This window comes from Virgisporangium aurantiacum (genome assembly GCF_016863635.1).
Classification (GTDB): Bacteria; Actinomycetota; Actinomycetes; order Mycobacteriales; family Micromonosporaceae; genus Virgisporangium; species Virgisporangium aurantiacum.
In genome coordinates this window covers 19820-41474 of the sequence record NZ_BOPG01000044.1, presented here as the reverse complement: position 1 = coordinate 41474, position 21655 = coordinate 19820, and the positions used below count along the sequence as shown (strand labels likewise).

The 21655-nt window shown below is 65.6% G+C and carries 14 protein-coding genes; 8 read left to right on the top strand and 6 right to left on the bottom strand.

Annotated features, from left to right (window positions below; genetic code table 11):
* Positions 1-25 precede the first annotated feature (25 nt).
* A complete protein-coding gene (locus tag Vau01_RS32200) occupies positions 26-2596 on the bottom strand; it encodes a DUF8426 domain-containing protein (RefSeq protein ID WP_204000474.1) in 2571 nt (856 codons plus the stop codon).
* Between the two features lie 60 nt (positions 2597-2656).
* Positions 2657-3382: a transposase family protein gene (locus Vau01_RS32195; protein ID WP_239152022.1), complete on the bottom strand. Its 726-nt coding sequence runs from the start codon at positions 3380-3382 to the stop codon at positions 2657-2659.
* Positions 3383-4519: 1137 nt separating this feature from the next.
* Here Vau01_RS32195 and Vau01_RS32190 point away from each other — a divergent pair.
* The 6 genes from Vau01_RS32190 (at position 4520) to Vau01_RS32170 (ending at position 9633) form a co-directional block, all read left to right on the top strand.
* Entirely contained in the window at positions 4520-5224 is a 705-nt protein-coding gene (locus tag Vau01_RS32190) for a hypothetical protein (protein WP_204000471.1), read from the top strand.
* 67 nt (positions 5225-5291) lie between these two features.
* Entirely contained in the window at positions 5292-5465 is a 174-nt protein-coding gene (locus tag Vau01_RS32185) for a hypothetical protein (RefSeq protein WP_204000468.1), read from the top strand.
* Between the two features lie 441 nt (positions 5466-5906).
* Complete coding sequence (locus Vau01_RS32180; RefSeq protein WP_204000465.1) at positions 5907-7829, top strand: ATP-dependent nuclease; 1923 nt, start codon at positions 5907-5909, stop codon at positions 7827-7829.
* Positions 7826-8728: a UvrD-helicase domain-containing protein gene (locus Vau01_RS32175; protein ID WP_239152021.1), complete on the top strand. Its 903-nt coding sequence runs from the start codon at positions 7826-7828 to the stop codon at positions 8726-8728. The genes Vau01_RS32180 and Vau01_RS32175 overlap by 4 nt, the downstream gene beginning before the upstream one ends.
* On the top strand, positions 8646-9155 hold the full coding sequence (locus Vau01_RS63670) for a 3'-5' exonuclease (RefSeq protein ID WP_239152020.1): 510 nt from the start codon (positions 8646-8648) through the stop codon (positions 9153-9155). Before Vau01_RS32175 ends, Vau01_RS63670 begins: the two co-directional genes overlap by 83 nt.
* A 166-nt stretch (positions 9156-9321) precedes the next feature.
* Complete coding sequence (locus tag Vau01_RS32170) at positions 9322-9633, top strand: hypothetical protein (protein ID WP_204000462.1); 312 nt, start codon at positions 9322-9324, stop codon at positions 9631-9633.
* A gap of 426 nt (positions 9634-10059) precedes the next feature.
* Here the strand turns inward: Vau01_RS32170 and Vau01_RS32165 are convergent, their stop codons facing one another.
* Positions 10060-10932, bottom strand: a complete 873-nt coding sequence (locus Vau01_RS32165; protein WP_204000459.1) for a hypothetical protein — start codon at positions 10930-10932, stop codon at positions 10060-10062.
* Complete coding sequence (locus tag Vau01_RS32160) at positions 10913-11497, bottom strand: RNA polymerase sigma factor (protein ID WP_204000456.1); 585 nt, start codon at positions 11495-11497, stop codon at positions 10913-10915. The genes Vau01_RS32165 and Vau01_RS32160 overlap by 20 nt, the downstream gene beginning before the upstream one ends.
* Before the next feature lie 1333 nt (positions 11498-12830).
* On the opposite strand from Vau01_RS32160, the gene Vau01_RS32155 reads away from it, so the two are divergent.
* Positions 12831-15245, top strand: a complete 2415-nt coding sequence (locus Vau01_RS32155; protein ID WP_204000453.1) for an NACHT domain-containing protein — start codon at positions 12831-12833, stop codon at positions 15243-15245.
* A 1340-nt stretch (positions 15246-16585) separates the two neighbouring features.
* The gene (locus tag Vau01_RS32150; protein WP_204000450.1) at positions 16586-16807 is read left to right on the top strand and encodes a hypothetical protein; all 222 of its coding nucleotides are present in this window, start codon (positions 16586-16588) and stop codon (positions 16805-16807) included.
* A gap of 653 nt (positions 16808-17460) precedes the next feature.
* Here the strand turns inward: Vau01_RS32150 and Vau01_RS32145 are convergent.
* Together Vau01_RS32145 and Vau01_RS32140 are read right to left on the bottom strand one after the other, a co-directional pair.
* Positions 17461-19965 (bottom strand): CHAT domain-containing protein, encoded by a 2505-nt coding sequence (locus tag Vau01_RS32145; RefSeq protein ID WP_204000447.1) that lies wholly within the window; start codon positions 19963-19965, stop codon positions 17461-17463.
* 69 nt (positions 19966-20034) lie between these two features.
* Positions 20035-21654, bottom strand: coding sequence for a S8 family peptidase (locus Vau01_RS32140; RefSeq protein ID WP_204000442.1), 1620 nt, complete (start codon positions 21652-21654; stop codon positions 20035-20037).
* Position 21655 lies beyond the last annotated feature (1 nt).

The following is a 21655-nucleotide window of genomic DNA, read 5'->3' as shown; positions in this document are numbered from 1 at the left end:
TGGTACTCACCGAGCACGTGGACTGTCACGGCAGCGGCTGCGCGTCCGGGCTGGCCCGCAGTTCGGTGTAGAGGGCGTCGACGAGGTCCCCGTCGGGCAGGTCCCGTAGGCGTTGCTCGCCCTCGTCGATCAGGGCCTGGCCGAGTAGCCGGACGAGCAGGCCGTAGTCGTCGGCGGCGTACTCCTGCAGCAGCGGGAGCACGTCACCGCGGAACGCCGCGCCGAACTCCTCCTCGGTCGCCACCGGTTGCCCGTGGCGGAGGAAGAATGCGTGTCCGACCTGCCGTTCGCGTCCGACCTCTCGGCGGATCCGCGTGTTGAGCGCGGTGAGCAGGTCGGCCAGGTGCAGCTTGCCGACGAAAGCGCCCTCGAGCGGTTCCCGGTCGGGCAGCAACTCGTGGAACGCGAACCGGCGGCGCAAAGCGGCGTCGAGCAGGCGGATGCTGCGGTCGGCGGTATTCATCGTGCCGAGGACGTAGACGTTTCGCGGCACGGCGAAGATCTCCCTGCTCTGCGGCAGCCGCACCGTGAACCCGCGTTTGTCCTCCTCCAGCAGGGTGAGCAGCTCGCCGAGGATCTTCGGAAGGTTCCCCCGGTTGATCTCGTCAATCACCACCAGATACGGCCGGGCGGGGTCGGTGGCAGCGGTGTGGCAGACCCGCTTGAAGATGCCATCCACCAACCGCAGGTTGAGGCCCCCGCCTGTGGCGGCGACTGGTTTGAAGCCTTCGATGAAGTCCTCGTAGCCGTAGGAGGGGTGGAAGGTGACCTGAGTAAGCTGACCGACATCACTGCTGTGGGACAAGGCCGTAGTGACCTGGCCGCCGACACCGTCGACCAGACCGGCCAGCTCGGTCGCCTCCTCGGCAGTGAGCGCGAACAGGGTGCCCTGGCTGCGATTGACCACCGGTTCGCTGGCGGCCAACACCGGATTGTCGCGCAGCTGCGCCCAGGTGGGGCCGTCAGCCACCCGCGCGAGCGGCGTCAACCGCACCGGGTTCGCGCTGGCCGGGGTCACGTCGAGGACCCGGGCAATACCGACGACCCGCTGGACCGGCTGCGACTCGTAGCAAAACACCACGTCCCCGGGCCGGATCTGGGCGAAGTTGCGGGCAATCCGTCCGAACCGGTAGTCGACCGACCCGTCGGCGAACATCTGCTCCCACGACCATTCAGCAGGGTTGGCCACCATCCACCACGCCGCCGATCCGGCCGGCGGGGACGACAGCGCGGTCACGGCTGCGGAGAAGGCGTCCGTACCGAAACGGGCCAACGGGTCCAGGTCCGCGCGGTCTTGGCCGAGCCACCAGACAGCGAACCGCAGTGCCGTGTAGGTTTTGCCGGTGCCAGGCGGGCCGTAGAGGACAACCTGACCCTTGCGGTCCAGCGCCGCGGCGAGGGCCTGCAACTGTTGATCCTCGGCAGCCCGCGGTGCCGCCGCGGTCGACTCAGCCTCGACACCCGGCTGGGCGATCACCGGCTGTTCACCGGTGATCGCCCGCCACACTGTGGCCGGCACTTCGGCAACGGTGGTGACCCCCCACCGCTTGACCGGCTCGGCGAGCGTGCGGGCGTACGACTCGTCCCAGTCCACCGACACCGTGTGCTTGAACTCGCTGCGTTCCGGCCGCCACACGTAACCCGGCTCCACCACCGTTCCCACCGCCAGGACCTTCGTGATCCCGTCGTTGGCGACCACCCGGTCACCCGGCTCCAGCGAGGCGAGCCGCCACACCTCCCGGGCCTTGCGGGTCACCGCCGACTGGTTGCCGTTATACGGAAATCGCTCGGCGAACGCCGCCCGGAACTCTTCCTCCGAGGCGTAGGCACTCAGGTCACCGACCTCGTCCCAGCCCACACAGATGAACCCACCGTCGCGGCACTCCGGCCATAACCGGGCCGCCTCACCCGGCGCGATCTTCACCACCGCTGGCGCAGCGCGCGGGTCCGCCCACCAGTACAGGAAGTTCATGATCTCGATCGGGTGCCAGCCGTCGAACCGGCCGGTGCCCCGAAGCAGATCCAGCAGGCGCCGGTTCGCCGTCAGCGGGGACAGCGTCGCATGGTTGTCGCCAGTCATCCGGTACAGGAAGTGCCGCAAGTGGGCCTGCGAGTAGATGGGCAGTAGCTGGTCGGGGTGGTAAACGAACACCGCCTTCGCGGTCACCGCCGGTCCCGACCGCAATGCCGCGATGTCGTCGACCGCATCCACCCGCCCCTCAGCGGCCAAGGCGAACGCGCGGACGAAGCCCTCCCGGACCGCCGTCCATGCCTCTTCGTGCGTGGCGTACGCCTGCTGGTCGTAGAACCAGCCCGACCCGTCCTGCCGCGCATAGATGATCAACTTGCGGGAGTTACGGCCCCGGATACTGCCCAACTCCGCCGACCCGTACTCCAGCCGGTAGCAGAACGATGCCTTGCTGTCCGGTGGGCCCAGTGCATACCGCTCCACCGCCAGCGCCGGCCAGTCCGCCAGCGGGAACAGCGTCCGGATCTCCTTCGCATGCCCATCCGCCCCTGCAACCCGAGACGCGACCGCGCCTCGGTCGAACAGTCCCACTGCCTCATCCAGGTTCGCCTGCACGTTGGACGCCACGTCCCGAGGCTACTGAGTTTCCCTTCACGACGGATGTCGACTTCGAGGGATTAAGGGTCGCTACTGATCTCGGTCACGCTGAAGTCCCCACGCGCCCAGGCTATGAGGAATCGCCGAACGTGTGGGGGACTCCCCAGGTGAGGAGGTCGCGGTCGAGTTCGAACAGGTCTGCGTCGGGCGTGGTGCGGCATTCCCAGAGGCGCGTGACGGGTTCGTTGGTGGGGCTTGACAGTTACGCCCATCGGATGTCTTGTCCGCGAACGTCATCACGTTCATCTCGGCCAGGGCGTCGATGATGCCGTGCTCGCGGGCGGCGGTCAGATCGTGAGTCGAGCCGGGCAGCGCTGGTGAGACCCACTTCAGCCGGCCCGCGCAGTCGGCGATCACCTGGATGTTGACGGCGTGGTGGCGGGGCTTGCCTGCGTAGTAGCGCCGGTTCGCGGTGCCGCCGAGCCGGTCTGTCCGCACGAGGGTGCCGTCGAGGATCGCGTACGCCAGCCGGGCGATCGAGGTCATCGCCTGCGCCAGGGTCGGCGCGGTCGTGGCGAGGAGATCGACGGCCTCGCGGATGTAGCGCCACGCGGTCGTGGAGCCGATCTCGAACCCGGCCGCCAGCTGGGCCGGGGTGTCGCCGTTTCGTAGATGCGCCAACGCGAGCAGCGCCTGCCGACTGGTTGTCAGCCGGCGCCATCGTGACCGCAGTTCCTTGCGGCGGGCCCGGATCAGGTCGGCCAGGTGGTTGAGGCTGCGGGTGGACAACGAGATCGACGACGGGTAAGACAGCATGCGAGAGGCTCCCTGGCGAGGGGTAGATCTTGGTCGACTGCTGCCTTACCGGGAGCCTCTCGCTCTGTCGACCCCGATCGATCCCACCTCACCGCCAGCCCAGCTGACCTGCACCATCAGGTTGGAATTGGCTCAGTGTCACTGTTATGCACCGATATAACCCATATTCGTGGCGGCGGTATCGGCGCGTTTGGAAGTCGCTTCACCAGCTCGACAAGCGAGAAGATGGGCATGGGCCTCTCTCGGCCCGCGAGTAAGATCCCTAGCAAACGATCGTCCTAATAGGACTAACCCCAAGATCAATGTTGCGCTGAGCAGCATAAACGTGGACCGGGCGACGCGACTCGAACTCGCGTAATCAGGTTGGAAGCTGCCCGTTAATCATCCTGCGCCGTCCCGGTTGGACCCCTGTCTACGCCCCTGACCTGCTCTTTCATTCCGGCGAGGTTCCGGTTGGTCCCACTGCGCTGACCGTGGTTCCGTTCGGTTCCCTAGCAAGATCCCTAGCAATTTCTGCGTGCAACCTGGCGGTGAAGCAACGCGTCCAGCCCTCGTCCGTCCACCAATGGGGTACAGCGAAGCTTGTCTGTCGGAGGACCATGGGCGCGCGTGTCGCGGCACGTGGAGCAGTGGAAAGGTCTGCTTCGACCGGGCCGAAACTGAACCGTCAACCTACGCTTACCGAACGTCACGATCTTGAAGTTGTCGTTGCTAGTCATGCATTCGCAGTGAGCTGCACGGACGCGCCAATTCGGTGGTCGTCTCTTGTTACTGGTTGTCGACGCCGATCAGCGGTTTTCGGGGGGTAAACGGGGACCATTCCGGTGCCTGGTGCCCGGTGCGGCTGGGCTACACCAGCGGCGCTACCGCTCAGCGGCGTGAGGGCCAGTTTCGGGGACAGGTCACAGAGGTCGGCTCGTGGGGCGTCGATCCTGGTGGTTGCGAGAGCAGCGGGTCTGGTGCGCGACGACCATCGCGGACGCCCGCAGGACGGGTTCCGGACGCGTATTGAGCCCATAGCGGGCGATCGAGTGTCGATGTCAAGCGTTCGCGGCGGACCGGACCACGCGATTGGTGTTTAGCTATTACTCTCAGTGCGTGGTTGTGTCCCGGTCGGCGGATTTCGAGCGTTGTCTCGTGGATCTGCTGTGCACGTCGCTGACGCGGGGCAATGGCATTCCTCAGGTGACCGCTGGCGAAGTTGCGGACGTGATGGTCCTCGCCAGCGTCGAAGACTCCGACCAGTCACCGTTGGCCATGCTTATCCAGTGCAAATCGCCATATAACGGGTTTTCCGCCTCCAGCAGGAGCTTGAACCGTGCTGCAAGATCCACGTCACGGTTCGAGACCTCAGACCGCGATCGCTTTATATCGATCATTCGATGCAGCGATGAGGGCAGTTGGCCGCCGCCGCTCAACATTATTCTCGATCATGGGTTTGCTGACCTGCGGGATCCTGCTTGGAAGCGGCCGGAACGCGCGTGGACTCACATCGATAGGCGGAGTGCGGCAGAGAAGTCCGTCGGATGTCCCGCGGTCGAGCGGGAGCCGTTGGACCTGGCCACCCAGTTCCTCGCGCTCGGTGCTGCTCTCGTCGTAGGTGACGCGCGGTTGCCGGTTACCCACATAGCTCCGGCCGTGCGAGTGTCGGCGGCGCTGGTTCGTGCTCTGTTCGAGTTGGCGATGGTTGCCCGGTCGCTGGCGGGTCTGGCCCGGGTTCCGGCGCCGGCCGAGGCGCCGGGAGAGATCGTTCGAGCGCACCCCCGTTCGCCACGGGCACCGGCGCTCGGCTCCGTGCTGGTGACGTTCTGGCGTTCCGGTGGGGTGTTGAGTACGGCGTAGTTGACCGTTCCTGCCCACTGGATTCCTTTGTGGGCAGGGAGTTTCGGTGTCGAATCCAGGATTATGGTTGGCAATCTTCGTCATCGTCGGCGCGCTGTCGGGCACGGCGGGCGGTGTGTTGATGTGGTTGTCTGGGATGTCGCCGCCAGCGGCGATCTTCGCCGGTGCTGGTTGCTTCATCACCGTGGTGTTGTTCCAGATGGCTGTGGCTGAGTTCGTAACTCGCCAGTGGCGGCCCTGACGCTCGGTCTGCATACCCGGATGACGGAGTGGGTGACAGCGGCGCGATGCCGCCGGCATCACCTGTCCATGCTCGCGGTGGTGTGACCGGCGTTGGGTGCGATGGTCACTACGCGAGATGCTCGACGACGCCGAGCGAATCATGCGCCGCGCGGTGTTGCTTGTTCTCGCGACCGACGCGGCTGCCACCCCGTGATCGTTGCGGGTCCATCGTCTGCACCAGATCCATTGACGATCAAGCAATAGGGTGATCGCGTCGGCGCGACCCGCCACGGGCGTTGGCTATTGGATTCATCCCCCCGCCAAGGTGATCGAAGTCGATATGCCAGGGTGATGTTCTCGCTCTGTCGCTAGGACACGTCGATCGCCCGCGAGGCGCATCGCAAAGAGCGACTGGGTGTGCGGTCGTAGCACCGAGGTAGTGAAAGGCGAACGACCGCCGATGAAGATCACGACATTGCGGCTGAGCAACTTTCAGTCCTTCGGCCCCGAACCGAGAGTTATTGATCTTGACGATGTGACCTATATTCTCGGCCCCAACGGTGCCGGAAAGACCGCCGTTCTTGAGGCGCTTTCGCGTTTGTTCAGTCCACTCGAAGCCCAGCGCAGGATTCGCCTTGAAGACTTCCATGTGCCGCTGGGTCAGTCCGCGAGCGACGAGGAGATCGACATACCGGAGCTGTGGCTGGAGATCGACATCGAGTGTCCGGAGGCAGGAGCCGATGGGCAGCACGCCTCCGTCCCGCCGAGCTTCACGCACATGGCCATTCACGAGCCGGGCGGGATTCCGCGGATCCGTGTCCGGCTGACAGCCTCGCTCGCTCCGGACGGTGTCATCGACGAGAAGATCCAGTACGTGCTGGAGGCCGACGACGCCGGCGAACCCACCCGCGCGGCAGACATGTCGCGCTACGACCGCCGACACATCGAGGTGTACTACCTGCCGGCCCGACGCGACCCGGCTGATCACATCTCGTACACGACAGCCTCGCTCGTCGGACGCATCCTGCGAGCCGCCGACTGGACGAGCGAACGCAAGACGTTGAGCAGCCTCAGTGATCAAATCACCGCGTCGCTCGTCGCTAACGCTGCGGTGGCCGGTGTCGGCGTTCATCTGACGGGCGAATGGCACGGCCTGCACCGCGGCGCCTACTTCAAAGACCCATCGATCAGCTTCGGGCGGGGCGACCTGGAGGGCGTGCTGCGCCAGCTCACCGTGACGTTCTCGCCCTCGCCTGGCGGCGCGTCGCTGCCCTTTGAACGGTTGAGCGACGGGCAAAAATCGTTGCTCTACATCTCGCTCGTGCTGGCGTGGCAGTCCCTGGCCAGACGTGTGCTCGACGGTACCGAGACATCTCTCGACCCGGACCGCCTGCGTCCGTCGGTGCACACGGTGGTCGCGCTGGAGGAACCCGAGAACAGCCTGGCACCGCAGTATCTCGGACGAATCATCCGTCAACTCCGCGGTGCTTGCTCGCATGGGGACGTCCAGTCCCTGATCGCCACCCATGCACCCACGCTGCTGCGGCGAGTCGACCCCCACACAATCCGCTTCCTGCGACTTGACGAGGCCCGGGAGACGACCGTCCACCGCATCGTCCTTCCCGACAATGATCAAGAGGCCGCCAAGTACGTACGGGAGGCGGTTCAGGCATACCCCGAGCTGTATTTTTCCCGGTTTGTCGTACTCGGTGAAGGTGACAGCGAACAGGTGGTCCTGCCCCGAGTCTTGGCAGCCGCCGGGATCGCCGAGGACGACGCCTCGGTGTCTGTGGTCCCGCTGGGCGGCCGGCACGTCAACCACTTCTGGCGGCTACTCAACGAACTGGAGGTCCCACATGCCACCCTGCTCGACCTCGACAGCGGTCGCTACCAGGGTGGGTGGGGCCGAGTGCGCAATGCCCGGAACCAGTTCAACAAAGTCAGGCCGGGGACCTTCCAACAGGACAAGACCGACAGTCTCCCCACGTGGGATGCCAACCGAAGCTTCCCAACCTACGAAGACGGGCGTGGATCGATCTGGCGCCTTGAGCGACGCGGCGTCTTCTTCTCGCACCCGGTCGACCTTGATCTGATGATGTTGGAGGCGTACCCCGACGCCTACAACGTCAAGCCGACGGGCCCAGACGAGAAGATCACCGTGGCCGTACTCGGCAAGAAGCACAGGAACGAGGAGCACCTCCCGGGCGACGTTCGTCGACTCTTCGACGACTACCACCGCAAGTTCGACCTCGCCAGCAAGCCTGCTACTCATCTGGCCGCCCTTGCCGACCTGAGCGACGAGGAGCTGTTGAGCGACCTTCCGGCGGTGCTCAACCGGCTGGTGGAATATGTGCGTGAGAGCCTGGCCGGGCTGCCGGAATGATTCGCCCCGAGCAATGGCGCCCGGTCGACGGCCTCGTCCTCGAACCCAATGCGATGACGGCCGCTACGATCTTGGGCACCAACGCTGTCGTCTCTGCTGGTCCAGGAGCAGGGAAAACCGAGCTACTTGCGCAACGAGCCGACTTTCTCCTGCGCACAGGGCAGTGCCGGTATCCACGCCGGATACTGGCGGTGTCCTTCAAGGTCGACGCTGCGCGAAACCTGCGCGAGCGTGTCCGTAGTCGTTCCGGCCCGCAACTTGCGGCGCGTTTCGACAGCTTCACCTTCGATGCTTTTGCCAAGCGTCTTATCGACAACTTCCGGCCCGCGCTCACGGGACAGAACGCCCTCGACCCGGACTACCAAATCGACCCTGACACCCGCGTCGCGCGTAAACAGATCACCTTTAAGGACTTGGTGCCGTTAGCGCTGGAAATCCTCGAGGCCAACGCCTACGCCAGCAGAGGCATCCGCCAAACTTACAGCCACGTCTTCCTAGATGAATTTCAGGACTGCACCGAGCAGCAGTACCGCCTGATCAAGGCCGCCTTCAGCGAATCGACAGCAATCCTGACCGCAGTCGGCGACACTAAACAGCGCATCATGGCTTGGGCCGGTGCCCTCGACGGAGTGCTGGAAACCTTCGCCAATGATTTCTCCGCCGAACCCCTGCCCCTGTATCAGAATCGCCGGTCTGCACCTCACCTACGACGAATGCAGAACCGCATGGTCATAGAGATGGACCCCAAAGCGGCAAGCTCAGATGAAGATCTGGCTGGCGACGAGGGCGTCATCGTTCGACAGCAGGTTGAAGCGGATGCTCTGCGCAGCCCGCACTACTGTTCGCAGCCCCGCGTTCAAGGTGGAGGACCCCACGGCGTGGAAAGACCTCGTCCTTGACTTTCTACGTCTCGTGTCCCGGTCCGTGCTGAACGCTTTGTCACCTGGTTACAAGCAAGGAAAGCGACTCGACAACCTAATCACCCAAGCACTGGGCGCCTTCAGCAGAGAACTTGCCGTTGACGGCAAGCCCGCCTCCGCACTCAGACGGCTATCAGACGAGGATGCAATCCGCTTCCTGACGATCCACAAGTGCAAGGGCCTAGAATTCGAGAAGGTTGTCGTTTTGGGAGTTGAGGAACAACTTTTCTGGGGCGACAATGTCACTACGATCATGTCCGAATTCTTTGTCGCAGTATCCCGCGCCAAACGGCATCTCATACTGACCCATGCCGGCTACCGCAAAAGGCCAAGTGGCGCCCCAAGGAGATGGGACGAATGGCGAACGCCCCACGCGAGACTGTTGACCTTTGCACACGAGGATTAAACTTGATCTTTAAACTTGTGCGGCGGGGTTGCAGGTTCGGAGGTGTTTGGCGTGCTCGCTGGAGGTGAACAATCGTGATCCGCGAGAACCTCCGTCACCAGCTGCTAACTGCTGTCCGATAGCGTCCTCCTACAGCCCAGGCGTGATACGACGGATTTGTCGGTCGGTGCTCAACGGCACCAAATTAACTGCGGTGGGGTATATGCAGGGAACCGCTGAGGACGAGACCGGGGAACTGGGCGTCGACGCGATCTCGTTCGACTTCCGGCGGATCCACTGGTCACCGGTGGTCAACGCGCGAGGCGACCTCGGCACAGACATGTTCGTGCAGGTACGCGACGAACAACGGTTCAGTCTGGGCCTGATGGTCGGCGTGCAGGCAAAGGCCGGACCCAAGTGGTTCAAACGACCCGTCCATGATGAGGATGGCACGTTGGTCGGGTGGTGGTTCTACGAGGAGCACAAACGCCCGCGCTGACCGCCGGGACGCTACGGATGCACTTCGTCGTCTACATCTCGTCGGCTCGTAGAGCCCGGGTAGCCTGCCAGGAAGCGCCGGGCGATCTCGCCAGCCAACACCACCGCCGCGGTGCCCGCAGTAGCCGCTAGCGGGTCTTGGCGGAGTTTGATGAGGATGATGCAGAACGACATGAGCAGCAGGTCTATGGCGACCAGGGTAAGAAGGACCCTACCCGGCAGAATCTGGCGCACTGCCGGCCCGCTGACGCGCCGCCTCGCACGCCTGCGTTGTCTGGGCTTAGAGGAGTCGAACTGGCGTGGAATGACACGGTCGGGTAAGGAACGCGAGAGGGATGCCGACGCCTCGTTTTCACTCCCGTCAGTAGCGGCTCGCATCGGCGGGCGACGCCCGTCGGAGGGGCCCTGCCGCAGTGGCCGATCTGAGTCAACCGCCATACCGCGACTCCCTGCTGGCTCGTTGCATCTGAACGGGGCGGTTCGAGGAATCTCGATCTGAGGACCAGCGGCTATTTCGCGGCCGTGGCCGCAGTCCATCCGTGTTGGCGGATTCGGCAACCTCCAGCAGCGGAGACACCGCAGGCATGTCTGCCAACAACGCCGCCACTTCACCCGAGGAGTTGCCAGTCCCGGAGCGGACCCTGGTCGTACCTTGAAGACGGCTCGGTAGCCGTGCGGAACGTTCCGGCCAGATCCATCCGGCCAACACGATCAGCGCGGTTCCGGCACTCATAAACGCTGCGCCAACCACGACGGCGGCGATATCCGCCTGATGAACTTCCATGCCCGTCCGGTGGCTTGCAACCGATGCGATCAAGCTCGTGACAAATACCGGGGCGCCGAAAGCGATCAGGACATTTCCTATAATGAACCCCCACCGGTCGAATCGATGCTTCACATGCCGGGAAGCGGGCGAAGATGAGTTCATCCCGTACGAATTGTCACGGGAACGCGTCGTCGGATTCGGGGCCGCTTTGCGATTGGCAGGTGAACAGGGTCTCTCATCCTCGGCGTCCTCAGCGGCGGTCTGAGGCGCCAGCAGCGAACGGATTGCGTGCTCAGCGTCACTGTTGCCGTCCCGTTGAACAAGATCGGCGGCCTTCGAGTACGCCGCCTTCCTGATCATCAGCAGGACAGCTTCGGGATCGGTGACCCGTCTCAGCGACTCGTTGATGGAGCGGTCGGCATCGACAACCCAGTTCTGGAAGGCGGGAGCGCTCTGTGCGCGTTGCACCGAATCGGTAATGTCGGCGTTGGCGTCGTGGAGCCACTTCTCGAATTCAGAATCCGGGCCGCTCATCGGTCTTCCCCCTTCCGGCCGCTTCGACCCGCTGCTCGCGCTCCAGTTTGAGTCGGTCCCACATCTCCCGCATTGATTGATTTGCGTCCCTGAGTGCCGAATAGACTCGCCCCACCGGTTCCTTCAGTTCAGTTGCAACCTCTGCCGGTGTGAATCCATCCAAGCGCCAGGCGAAGACACGGCGCTGCTTAGGGGGTAGCATCCGGATCATGTTGATCAACTCGGACGCTTCCTCGTTGAAGATCAGCACCTCGGATGGCTGATCCGAAAGGCCTTGAACCGCCCAGCCACCCTGCATGAGCCGAGTGTCCTCGTCGGCTCTTCGCGCTTTGCTTCGTAAGTACACTCGCTCGGCTGTCCGGCGGGCGTATGCGCGAGGATGATCGATCTTGCCCCAAATTGAAAACATCTTCAGGCCGGTTTCCTGAACGGCGTCCGCCGCCTCCTGCGGGTCCGCGCCGAGCTTGATTAAGAAAGCGGTCAGTAGCGAAACATCGTCGCGAAAGTAGCTGTCGAAGTCTTCCGACATGTTGGCTGGTCGAGATGGGGCGAGGTCCTCCGGCACTGCGCCCTCCCTGTTTCGTCCGTTTCGAAATTTGCTCACATATCCGCTCTTTCCGAAGGGTCGCCGCGGTCTAGTATTCCTAGCAACGCGGGCTGTCATGGGATAGAGCGTCGGGGAGACGAAATCTGCGATCTCGGGTCAAGATTCTTTCCGGGACGCCGGCGATCCATCCTGTCGACCGGAAGTGATCTTTCCGTGTCAACAATCGGTTGGCCCGGTTCGGCCGCAGACCCGGCCCGCGTCGGTTGCTGACCTGCGGGGACGCGCGTCCCCACTGCGGTCGCTGTCTATCGCTGGTTGTGGTTCCCTTGAAACTTGTTCCCGGGAGTGTCCCTCTGGATTTCTCAAGTTGCTTGGCCGGGTTCGTCCGGCGGTTTGGTTGGTAGGTGGTATCGGTGCGGAGCATTGCGGAGGGCATCAACTCGCCGCCGTCGTCGAGGTTGTTGCCGCTCTGCGACTCGTGTAGACCTCGGTGTCCCGCGACTGGTTATGGTCGCCAGTCGCGACACCACTTGGTCGCAAGTGGCGACCGCACCCGCAGACGGGCGGAAGTCCGTGGTCACGAGTTCTGACACCACCGGGTTCCGGCTTGTGATGGAGCTCGCCGTCGTTCGACCGGTGCAAGGTCTTGCCGGCGGTGAGGAGTCCGTCAAGACGGAGCGCCCGCAGCGTAGCGAGGACGAACGGTCTTGACGGGCGACGAACGGCGGCGACCATCATGCGACGAACGATCGCGAGCTGCCCGTGTTCTTGACCACCGACTGCGGCTACTTCTCGCGACCATCGACCGTCGCGACCTCCCGATCATGGTGTCGAAACCCGCGACCATCCGGTGCCCAAACTCGCGACCGAAGCCACGCGACCTTCGTGATCTGGGACGAGGCGCCTGCATGATGAACCGAACGCCCAGCCCGGACGCCGAAATGACGGCGCCAGGGCTGGGACAAGGAGGTCGGCTGCTTACGCTGTTCGGCGGCGCCCCTGGGCAGGCACAGGGCCGCTGTACGCGGCGCACCAGTAGGGCAGGCAGTCGGCGTAGCGGGCAAGCAACAACGCCCGGTCCGTGCCGTGACTGCCACGCAGCGTAGTAGCCAGAGCTGCTAAGGCGGTCACCCGCGGCACCACGATGTGTGCTATCCACATGACTGCAGCAACTAGCGCGTAGCCGTCGGTCAGGCTAACGACATCCACCATCACGATTCCTCTCACGTCGATACTTCGGGATTCCACTCGGCCGGCCGACGTCCAGTCAACGTGTGATGCGCGTTCAGCGGAAGCGCCTTGACCTGCTTGAACGCTTTGCTTGAACGCTTGTTGGAGGAGATGCAGCGAGATGACTCGACGCGGCGGCAAACGATCTAGAGGGGTCACGCGGGCTGACCCGGAAGGCGGCCCATTCGCCCAGCTCGCCGCATGCCTGTGGGATGAGTTGTACGACCGGGAGCGCAGATGGTCCTACCGCGAGCTGGCCAACAAGACCGGTGGTGCGGTTGCCTACACCACTGTGCGTAACATTTTCGTCGGTGAGCCGTGGAAGTGGCCCAAGGGCCAGCCTTTGCTATCGGCACTCGGCGTCCGTAACGATGATCTTGAGATTTGGCGCAACCGGTGGGCGACCGCCCGGCGCGAAGAGGACGAGCGCCGACGCCAACATGGGCTCGATCCCTTGCCCTGGCTGGACGACAAAGATCATGATGTACCAATTGCGGAACGGGCCGTGGAAGATTGGGCCGCCTGGCCTCGCGGCCGGACGAAACTGAACGTGCTCGTTGGCCATCTTGCAGGGCTGTTCCGGAGGCATCGTCGAGGCGCCGCCTGGGAACGGCGGGTGGTTCTGACGATGATCCGCGACCAGGCTGCCGAGGTGCTGGGCCACACGGTCGTGGACGACATCCGGCCGACCTTCCGTCCCGCAGGTCACCGGAACCGTAGCGGCGCAGCCGAAACCTCCGTGCGGGACCTGTTTGAGAACGCCGGCATGCGGCTGGTTCTGCTCAGCGAGCCCGGTCTCGGCAAGACCTACCAGCTCGCGCATCTGGCCCGCGGCTTGGCCGAGGAACAGCTCGCCCGACTAGGCGAACCGGGCGAGCCCGGCCACGAACCCTGGTGGGAAATCCAACCCGTGCCGTTCCTGCTACGCCTGGACACCTATCAGGGCCAGCCGCTGGAGGAATGGCTCGCCACGGCGATCAACCGCCAGTATGGCTACGCAATCGGGCAGGCGCGATCCTGGTTGCAGGCGCCCGGCGTACTACCCCTTCTAGATGGGCTGGATGAGGTGGCCGAACCACACCGCGCCGTGTGCGTCCGGCAGATCAGCGGTTGGGAGCGGCTGGGGCGCGCCTTCGCCGTCACCTGCCGGTCCCGGGACTACCACCTCGCCCGAACCATTCGGGCCGGGGCGTACGTCGAGATCGCACCGCTCACGCGGCCGCAGGTCCAGAAGTTCGTCTCCGCTCATCCACAGGCGCTAGCAGACGTGCGCTCAGCACTCGACGAGGACCGGTCGGCATGGAAGCTGCTGGTGTCGCCATTCATGCTCAATGTCATCCGCCGCGCCTACGCCGACGCCAAGGCCACGGATCTTCGTGCGCTGGGTGCCGACGAGCATGACCGAGCCCCGATCTTCGATGCTTACGTCCGACGCATGCTGACTCACCGGCAAAGCGCATACGACCATGAGTCGACGCTGCGTTGGTTGACCTGGCTTGCGCGAACACTCACCGCACGCAGCGAGCACGTCCTATACCTTGATCGCCTTGATCCGACCTGGGTCGGCGAGGACTCGACAACCGCAACCCTCGCCGTACCGGGAGTTGGCCGGCGCGCCCTGCTGACCATAGACAATCTTGGCTATCTCGTCGTTGCGATCCTCGGCGCAACCCTCGGCGCCACCGCACTAATCGCCGCCGACCGGTCCGCGTCCTGGCCTGCGGTGTCCGTCGTCCTCACCCTGGCCATCGTGGGGTTTACCGGAGCGGTCTGGGACCAACTGTTAGCCAAAGGCCCTCAGCCGGTGGAAGAGGTGCGGTGGAGCGGAGAACTCAATTTCTCATGGAAGGGGACCTTCGGCCTGGCGCCGCCACCCAAATCTGACAGCCCATACAACCGGTTCCTCAACTCGTTGCCCAGAGGCGTTTACTTCGGATTGGTGGCGATCCTGACGGCCATGTCCGGGCTCCAGTCGCTGTTCTGGGTGGCGATCTTCTGGCTCCTGACTGGGCTCTATACATACGGCCTGCTTGGAGCTGTGCTGGTGCTCTCAACGCTCAACCTCAGCCTGTCGGACCGCCTAGCCCCACGTGTAGTCGACCGCCGACCCAGACCGACTGAGGGCATTCGGCGGTCCGTGCGACATTCAGTGGGGGCGCTGACGATCTTCGGCGTGGGATTCGGGGCGGCTGCCAGCGGTGTGGCCGCCATGATGGCGGACGCAGCACCTCGACGGGTAGCCCTCGTAGGAGTGATCGTCGGCGCCTACGTCGGCCTCTCTCGGGCGTTAGGTCTCGGCGGGTACGCGATCCTCAGGTATGCGGCCGTCCGAATGGCTCTGGCCCGAGCGAGGTTTGCGCCGGTTCGCTACGCGCGTTTTCTACGCGACGTTGAAGGCCGCGGCCTGCTGCACCGTGCCGGCAGCGGATACGTCTTTCCACACCGGCTCATCCAGGAGCATCTCGCAGTCCCGTTCGATCAGGAGGTCCGGGCACGGCTGATTCCGACCGAAGAGGCGCCACGGCACGAACGTTAGGCGTTCAACGCCGTGGTCCTGTCAGCGGAAAGTTGCTTCTCGCGGCTTATGTCTCTGTCGGGGATGGCAGGACTTGAACCGACGGCTCTCTGTTGCTGACGGTCACTATCCGCAGGACCTGACAAGAGCCGCTACGCCCTCGTGAACTCCTTGCCAATCGACCGAGGGACGTGGCCACGAAGGCCCGGGATGGCCTCGCCTGGGCTGTCCCAGGCAAGGGCCAGCTGCAACCGGTCGTGGTCGTCGATGCCCAGCTCGTGGCGCTCTGCAAGCGTTGCACAACGATGATAAGAGTTGACAACCTACGCTTACCGAACGTCACGGCCGCGGACTTGTCATCGATCGTCGGACTTTGGCGTTGACCTGCCCGATCTTGCTTGTCGGCTCATCAACATTGGCACTGACAGTCACCGCTCGGCAGGAATTTTCGGGGGGTTAACGGGGGCGCCGTTGCCTGTCGCTGGGGTCCACGCGGCCCGCCAGGCCAGGTTACGGACCGCGTCCGGTAGTGGCCCTTTGTCGTGCCGTTTGGCCGAGTCGTGCTCGCGGCCCGGCGTGCTGCCGCGCGACTTGGCCCAACGATGGCCCGTACGGCCGGTGCCGGCCGCTGGGCCTTGGGGTGAGGTTGGTCGCCCGACTTCCTGGAGTAGCCGGTCGACCCGGCGCCGACCATGGCCTCGTCGATCGAGACCCGGTTGGGGGACCTGGGCCGGAAGTTCTTCGCCGAGCTGTTCGATTCCCGGGACGGGGCACGGTTGTGGGGCGGGTGCAGGGTCAGCTGCCCCAGATGCGGGCGGAGGTGGCCACCGAGGTCGAGGATGCGACGGCGCTGCCGTGGGAGTTGCTGCGGGACCCGGATAACGATATGCCGTTGACCGTCCCGGCGGTTACCGATGCGGCCACTGGCTCCAGGAGAGTCTGTTGGCCCCACCTGGGAGTGAATGCTGGCCCCACGCGGCTCCGGTCGGAATCAGTTCCAGCGAGTGTTGGCCCCAGGGCGCGAGATCAGCGGCAGTCCTTGGCTTTCCTCGATCGCTGCCATCCCGCCGTCGGCGAGGCGCAGGTCAACGTGGAGCGCCCGCAGCGTAGCGAGGACGAACGGCGTTGACCTGGAACGAGCGGCGGCCATCATTGGCCGCGAGGAAGGCTTCTGGTGGGGCCAGAACCAGTTCCCGATCATCGCCACCAAGATCGGGAAGTGGGGCTAAATCTGGCCCGTAGGTGGAGCCAAAACTCGTTCCCGTAGCCAGGCCACCGACGGCGACACCGGCGGGGACGGGTTGCGGGTGTTGTTGGTGATCTGCCGTCCGGCCGGACGGGTCGATGTGCCGTTCCGATCAGTGGCCAGCCACCTGGTCCACTTCGGCGGCGACTCCGGCGGGTTGGCGATCCACGCGTTGCGGCCGCCGACGTTCGCCCGACTCATCGAGGTGGTCGATGCGGCGTATCGGGCTGGTCGGCCGTTTCAGGTGGTGCACTTCGACGGTCACGGCACCTGCCTCAACCTCGACACCGAAACCGGCGTCAGGTCCGGCACTGCGGCCGGAGGGTCGGGGGTGTGAGTCGTAACCGCTACACCGGCCGCAACTTCGCCTCACCACCCCGACCGGGTCGGCACGGATTTCTCCTGTTCGAAGACCCTGACGTCAGGGCAACGAACAACTCGTCGATGGGCCGGCGTTGGGGCGGTGCTGGCCCGGTCCGGGGTGCAGGTGCTGGTCCTCAACGCCTGCGGTCGGCCTACGCCGAAGCCCCTCCCGCCCCGACCACCGCTGGCGAAGCCGCCGCCGCAGAGGATGCTCCCGGCGCAACCGCCAGCGACGGCCAGGTCTACGGGAAGGTCGTCAGCAGAAACGGAAGCGGGCCGGAGATGCGCCACTCCAGCCCGCTCGACCGGTTGCGAACCGGTCGTTTATCCGGTTGCCCGGCTTTGAGCGGCCGCCATCCGTGCTCGCACGGCGGTCGAACCGCTTAGAGTCTGCTTCGCATGTGAATGCTTTTCGCCGGTCTGCTTCTGCTCGATGTCGGGACTGACGCGGTATTCGGCAACCCTGATGTCGGCCGGCAAGAGCCGTTGCTGTTCTGTCCATGAGCACCTCGTAGGATTCGGCCCACAGGTGGGCCCGTCGGGTATTGCTCCGACAGGAGCCGGGTGATGTAGGCCCTGATACTGATGAGTCGACGGATTTATCCACGCCTTCGGCGAGATGGCCGGCTACCACCCGGCGCCGAAGCACACCAGCGGCGGCGGGTCGTCCTCCCGGTCCAGCATCGCGATCGCCCCGGCGAGCGCCGCCGCCGGCGACAGCCTTCGGCGAAGCGCCGCATGGTGTGCCGGGGCCACCCGACAGGCGATCCGGTCCGACACCTGGGCGACGCCGGCGACCACGCTACGGGCGCCTCCGTGCAGCAGAGCGACCGTCATACCGAGGGTCTCGTCACCGGCCCTGGCTCCCGCCAGGCCGAGTTCGCAGGCCGACAGCACGACGTGTGCGGGCAGCCGGGGCAACTGCTCGAGTTCGTAGCCGAACAGCGGCCCATCCGCCAGATGGAGGTGCGAGAACAGGGGATTGTCGGGTTCATGCGTGCCGTGTGCCGCGACGTGCAGAATGTCGGCGTTGATGGCCGCGGCACGGACGTCGGCGGTGGTGGACAACTCCTTCGTCGCGGGTAGTGACCAGACCAGGCGCAACAGCCGCAACTCGTCGGCGGCCCGATCGATCTCCGGACCGGCGGCGAGGGCGACGGTCGGGTTCTCCACCGGCGTCTGGCCGCGATGTGCAAGCCAGCCGGTCACCGAGGCGACCACCGCCACCGCACGGCCGCGGATCGTCGGAATCAGCGGCCACGGCGTGGTGACGAGGCCGGCCGACGGGGCAAGCAGCAGCGGACCGTCCGCCACCACGTCCTGTAGCGGCTGCCACAACAGCTCATCCAGCCGGCGCAACGCGGACCTGCTTGCCGCCCGGATCGTCTCGCGCAGCGGCCCGGGAAGCGCTTCCAAGGCGAGCATGTCCAAATCCGACCGCAGCCGGCGACCCGCTTCGACGGCCGGTTCGGCCGGGCCGAGATCGCGGACCTCCTGGCGGCGGGCGGTGACAATCAAGGCAAACAGCCGCCCCCCGATGATCAGATGAGCGACGAGCGTGGCGGACGCCGATGCAAGGTGTTCACGCACGCGGGACAACGGTGCCGGCGCGATCGTCTGCATCGGACCCGGCAGGTACCAGGATCTCCGGCGGATGTCCTGTTCCAGCTCCGTGCAGCGGCTGCGGAGATCCGGATCCACGCGGCCGGACTGGACCTGCATCCGGAGCTCGCGCCGCGCGTGGCGCAGTTCCTCGAGCAGGACCGCCGCGCGCTCGTCGGCGGGTGGATGCACCGTCGGCAGGCGCGCGGACAGCGCACGCGCCCGCTCGGCCCACGCGAACACGGCCGCGGGCCGGCCCGTGCGCAGGGCCCACGTCAACCCGTCGCGGGCAAGGCGCCGCGCATGGCCACCGGTCGCGGTCTGCAGGTCCAGGCTGCCGAACGACGCCTGGTGACGGTGCAGCTCGTTGAGCGCGACCACCCGCTCCCGCTGCGCCCGTGCCGCATCGCCGCGTGCGTGGGCGAGCGCCGCACGCAGCCTCCGAAGGTGCAGCCTGGTCGCGATCGAATCGCCGCGGCGGGCCCGCATCGCACCAGCGGCAAGTTCCTCGGCCCGGGCGACCGCGTCCGGTGATGTGTCCTCCAGCGCCGCGAAGGCCGCCGTACGCCGCGCGGCCCTGGCGTCGTCGACCAGGCCGATCGCCGCCAGCCGGGCTGCGAGTTGGGTCGCCTGCGAGGCCACACCCTGGTGCTTTCCGGCGCCAACACCCGCCGCGAGGACAACGTGCGAGCTGAGCATCTCCCAGTAGGCCGCGCCACGCTTGGCGAAGCGGCGGCGGGCGCGCACGGCCAGCTTGTCCGCGTCGGTCCAACGCTCTTCGCGCAGCGCCAGCTGCGCTCGTTCGAGCTCGGTTACCGCTTGATCGTGGCGCAGGTCGGCGGCCTGGTAGAGCTCCGCCGACCGGGCCAGGTCCTCGTCGGCCTCACCGAAAAGCCCTGCGGCGAGCAGGACCTGCGCCCGGTCGGTGTGGTAGACCGCGGCATGCGCAGCTGACTGCGTGCTCAAGACCGAGGCGACGTCGTCCATCGCCCGCAACGCCGCGGGAACGTCCCCCGACAAGAGGTAGAGGTAGCCGAGGTTGTGCGCCGCCTTGGCCGCGAGCAGCACCAGCCCGTGCCGACGCGCCAGCTCCGCGCACCGCGCATAGTCGGCTCGGGCGGCGCGGTGCCGGCCGCATCGGGTGTGTACCAGTCCTCGGTTGAGCAGGTTCCGACCCAAGATTTCCGGCGTGGAGTCGTCAAGGAGGCTTGCGGCCCGGTCGAACGACACACTCGCCTCGTTCACCATGCCGGCGCGCAGGTGTAGCAGACCGCGTTGGCTCGCCACCAGCCCTTGCAGCTGAGGCGGCAGATCCGGCAGGGCCTCGGCCTGATCGAGCAGGTCGAGACCCGTGGCCGGCATGCGATCGGCTTCCTGATAGGCAAGCGTGATCAGAATGCGGGCCCGAGAGACCGGATCCGGGTTCAACCCCAACGCACGATGCAAAAGCCGTCGTGCCACCGCGTGGCGCCCGCGCTCAGTCTCCTGCTGAGCACGCCGGTGCAGCTCCACAGCGGTCGCGGCGGCCATGGAGCCATTGTGATGGGCAGCGGCGGCGCTCCGTCAAGCAATGAAGCGTGTCGAAGCGCCGTCGCTCGATCAGGCCTTGGGTGGGTGCGTGCCGTCGATTTGATCCTGGACGCAGGTTGCGATCTGATCCGGGGTCAGCTTCACGCTGTCCTTCAGCGCCTCCCCCGTCGTCCCAGCTTGGCGGGCTGCCTCGAAGTTCTCGCGCCGGCGGTCGTAGATCGCCCCAGCGATGCGGCCGGCCATGACGGGGGCCGCGTATGAGGTGCCCGAGGCGATAGCGAACAACCCGGTGAAGTCGTCCTCATCGACGCTTTCCCGCGCCGCGCCGGTCTCCTGATCGATCGTGCGGGCCCTGGCATGCAAGCTGTGCTGGTACTTGTCCGGCATGGTGCTCACCACAGCGACACCCACATCCCACGCCTTGACCCACGAGCCGCCGTTGCTGAACAGCGTGATCGAGCTGCGATTGGGGTTGAGGGCACCGACGCTCAACACGGCGTTGTGAGGCAGTTGAGTTCCGTCCAGCTCGACAAACGCCGCCGGGTAGAACTTGCGTGTGGTGCCGTCGTTCCCCGCCGCGGCGACGACCACGATGCCCTCGTCGGTCAGCTTCTGGATGGCGTCCAGGAGGACATCGAGAACCTGCTGCCTGTCCTCCTCGTCCGAGTCGCCGGTGCCGTCGCCGGACGAGGGCGGCAGTCGCCACGGCAGGTTGGGGTCGTCCTCTTCCTCTAGATACGAGCCCATGGACAACGACACGACGTCGACGCCGGCGATAACGCCGGCCTTGATGAGGTCCAAGATTCGGTTCAGTGCGGCGGCAAGGGCGCCCTTGTCATTGTTCCCGTCGGAGCTGACGATCGGGAGCGACACGATCTCGGCCTCGGGGCAGGCCTGGCGGACCAGGCCGCAGATGAACGTGCCATGCCCGGCGAACGGATCCCGCATACCGTCCAGGCGACCCAAGGCGTTACCGAGTTGCTCCGCCTGGTCGAACGTGTTGCCACCCGCCACCGTTCCCATTGATCCGAGCGTCTCGCGATAGACGCCGTGGTTCAGCCAGGGATGAGAGCCGCAGCCGGTGTCGACGACCGCGACGACGGGCCTGCGTCCGACGTGCTCGAGGTCCCGCTCGCGCTTCTTGCCCCGAGCCGGCTTGTTGACCAACGGCAGCGCGACGGGCCTCGGCCCGCTGTAGGCCAGGTCCGCATATGGCGACCCCGGCGAATAGGCGGGGTCGTACGGCTGTGGCGAGTCATACGGGACAGGTCCGAACGCGCCGACGGACATGAGGTGGTTCAGCCCGACACCGCGCAGATCGGCGCCGGCCTCGAGAGCGAGTTGGCGCGCACGCTGGAGCACCTCCCACGCGTCGACCTCGACGGCCCGCTTGGGCAGCGGGATGAACCGCATCACGAGGCCGGAATCGGAGCTGCGCCCCTCGCGCAGTTCCTGCGGTCCCATACCGAGGGCCTTGGCGGCCTCCACGAGGAAGCCGCTGACCCGATCGACCTGGCTGCGGAGCACGAGCAGTTCGTCCGCCACATACACGGTCGGCCGGAGGACCTGACGGTCGAACCGCGTGGCGGTGGCCGGGTCGAGCACGCGCGCCCTCGCGCGGGCCAGGACGTCGGGCGGTGGCAGCGCCGGATCGACATCGCCGAGAACGGGCTCGGTGGGTCTGGTCATC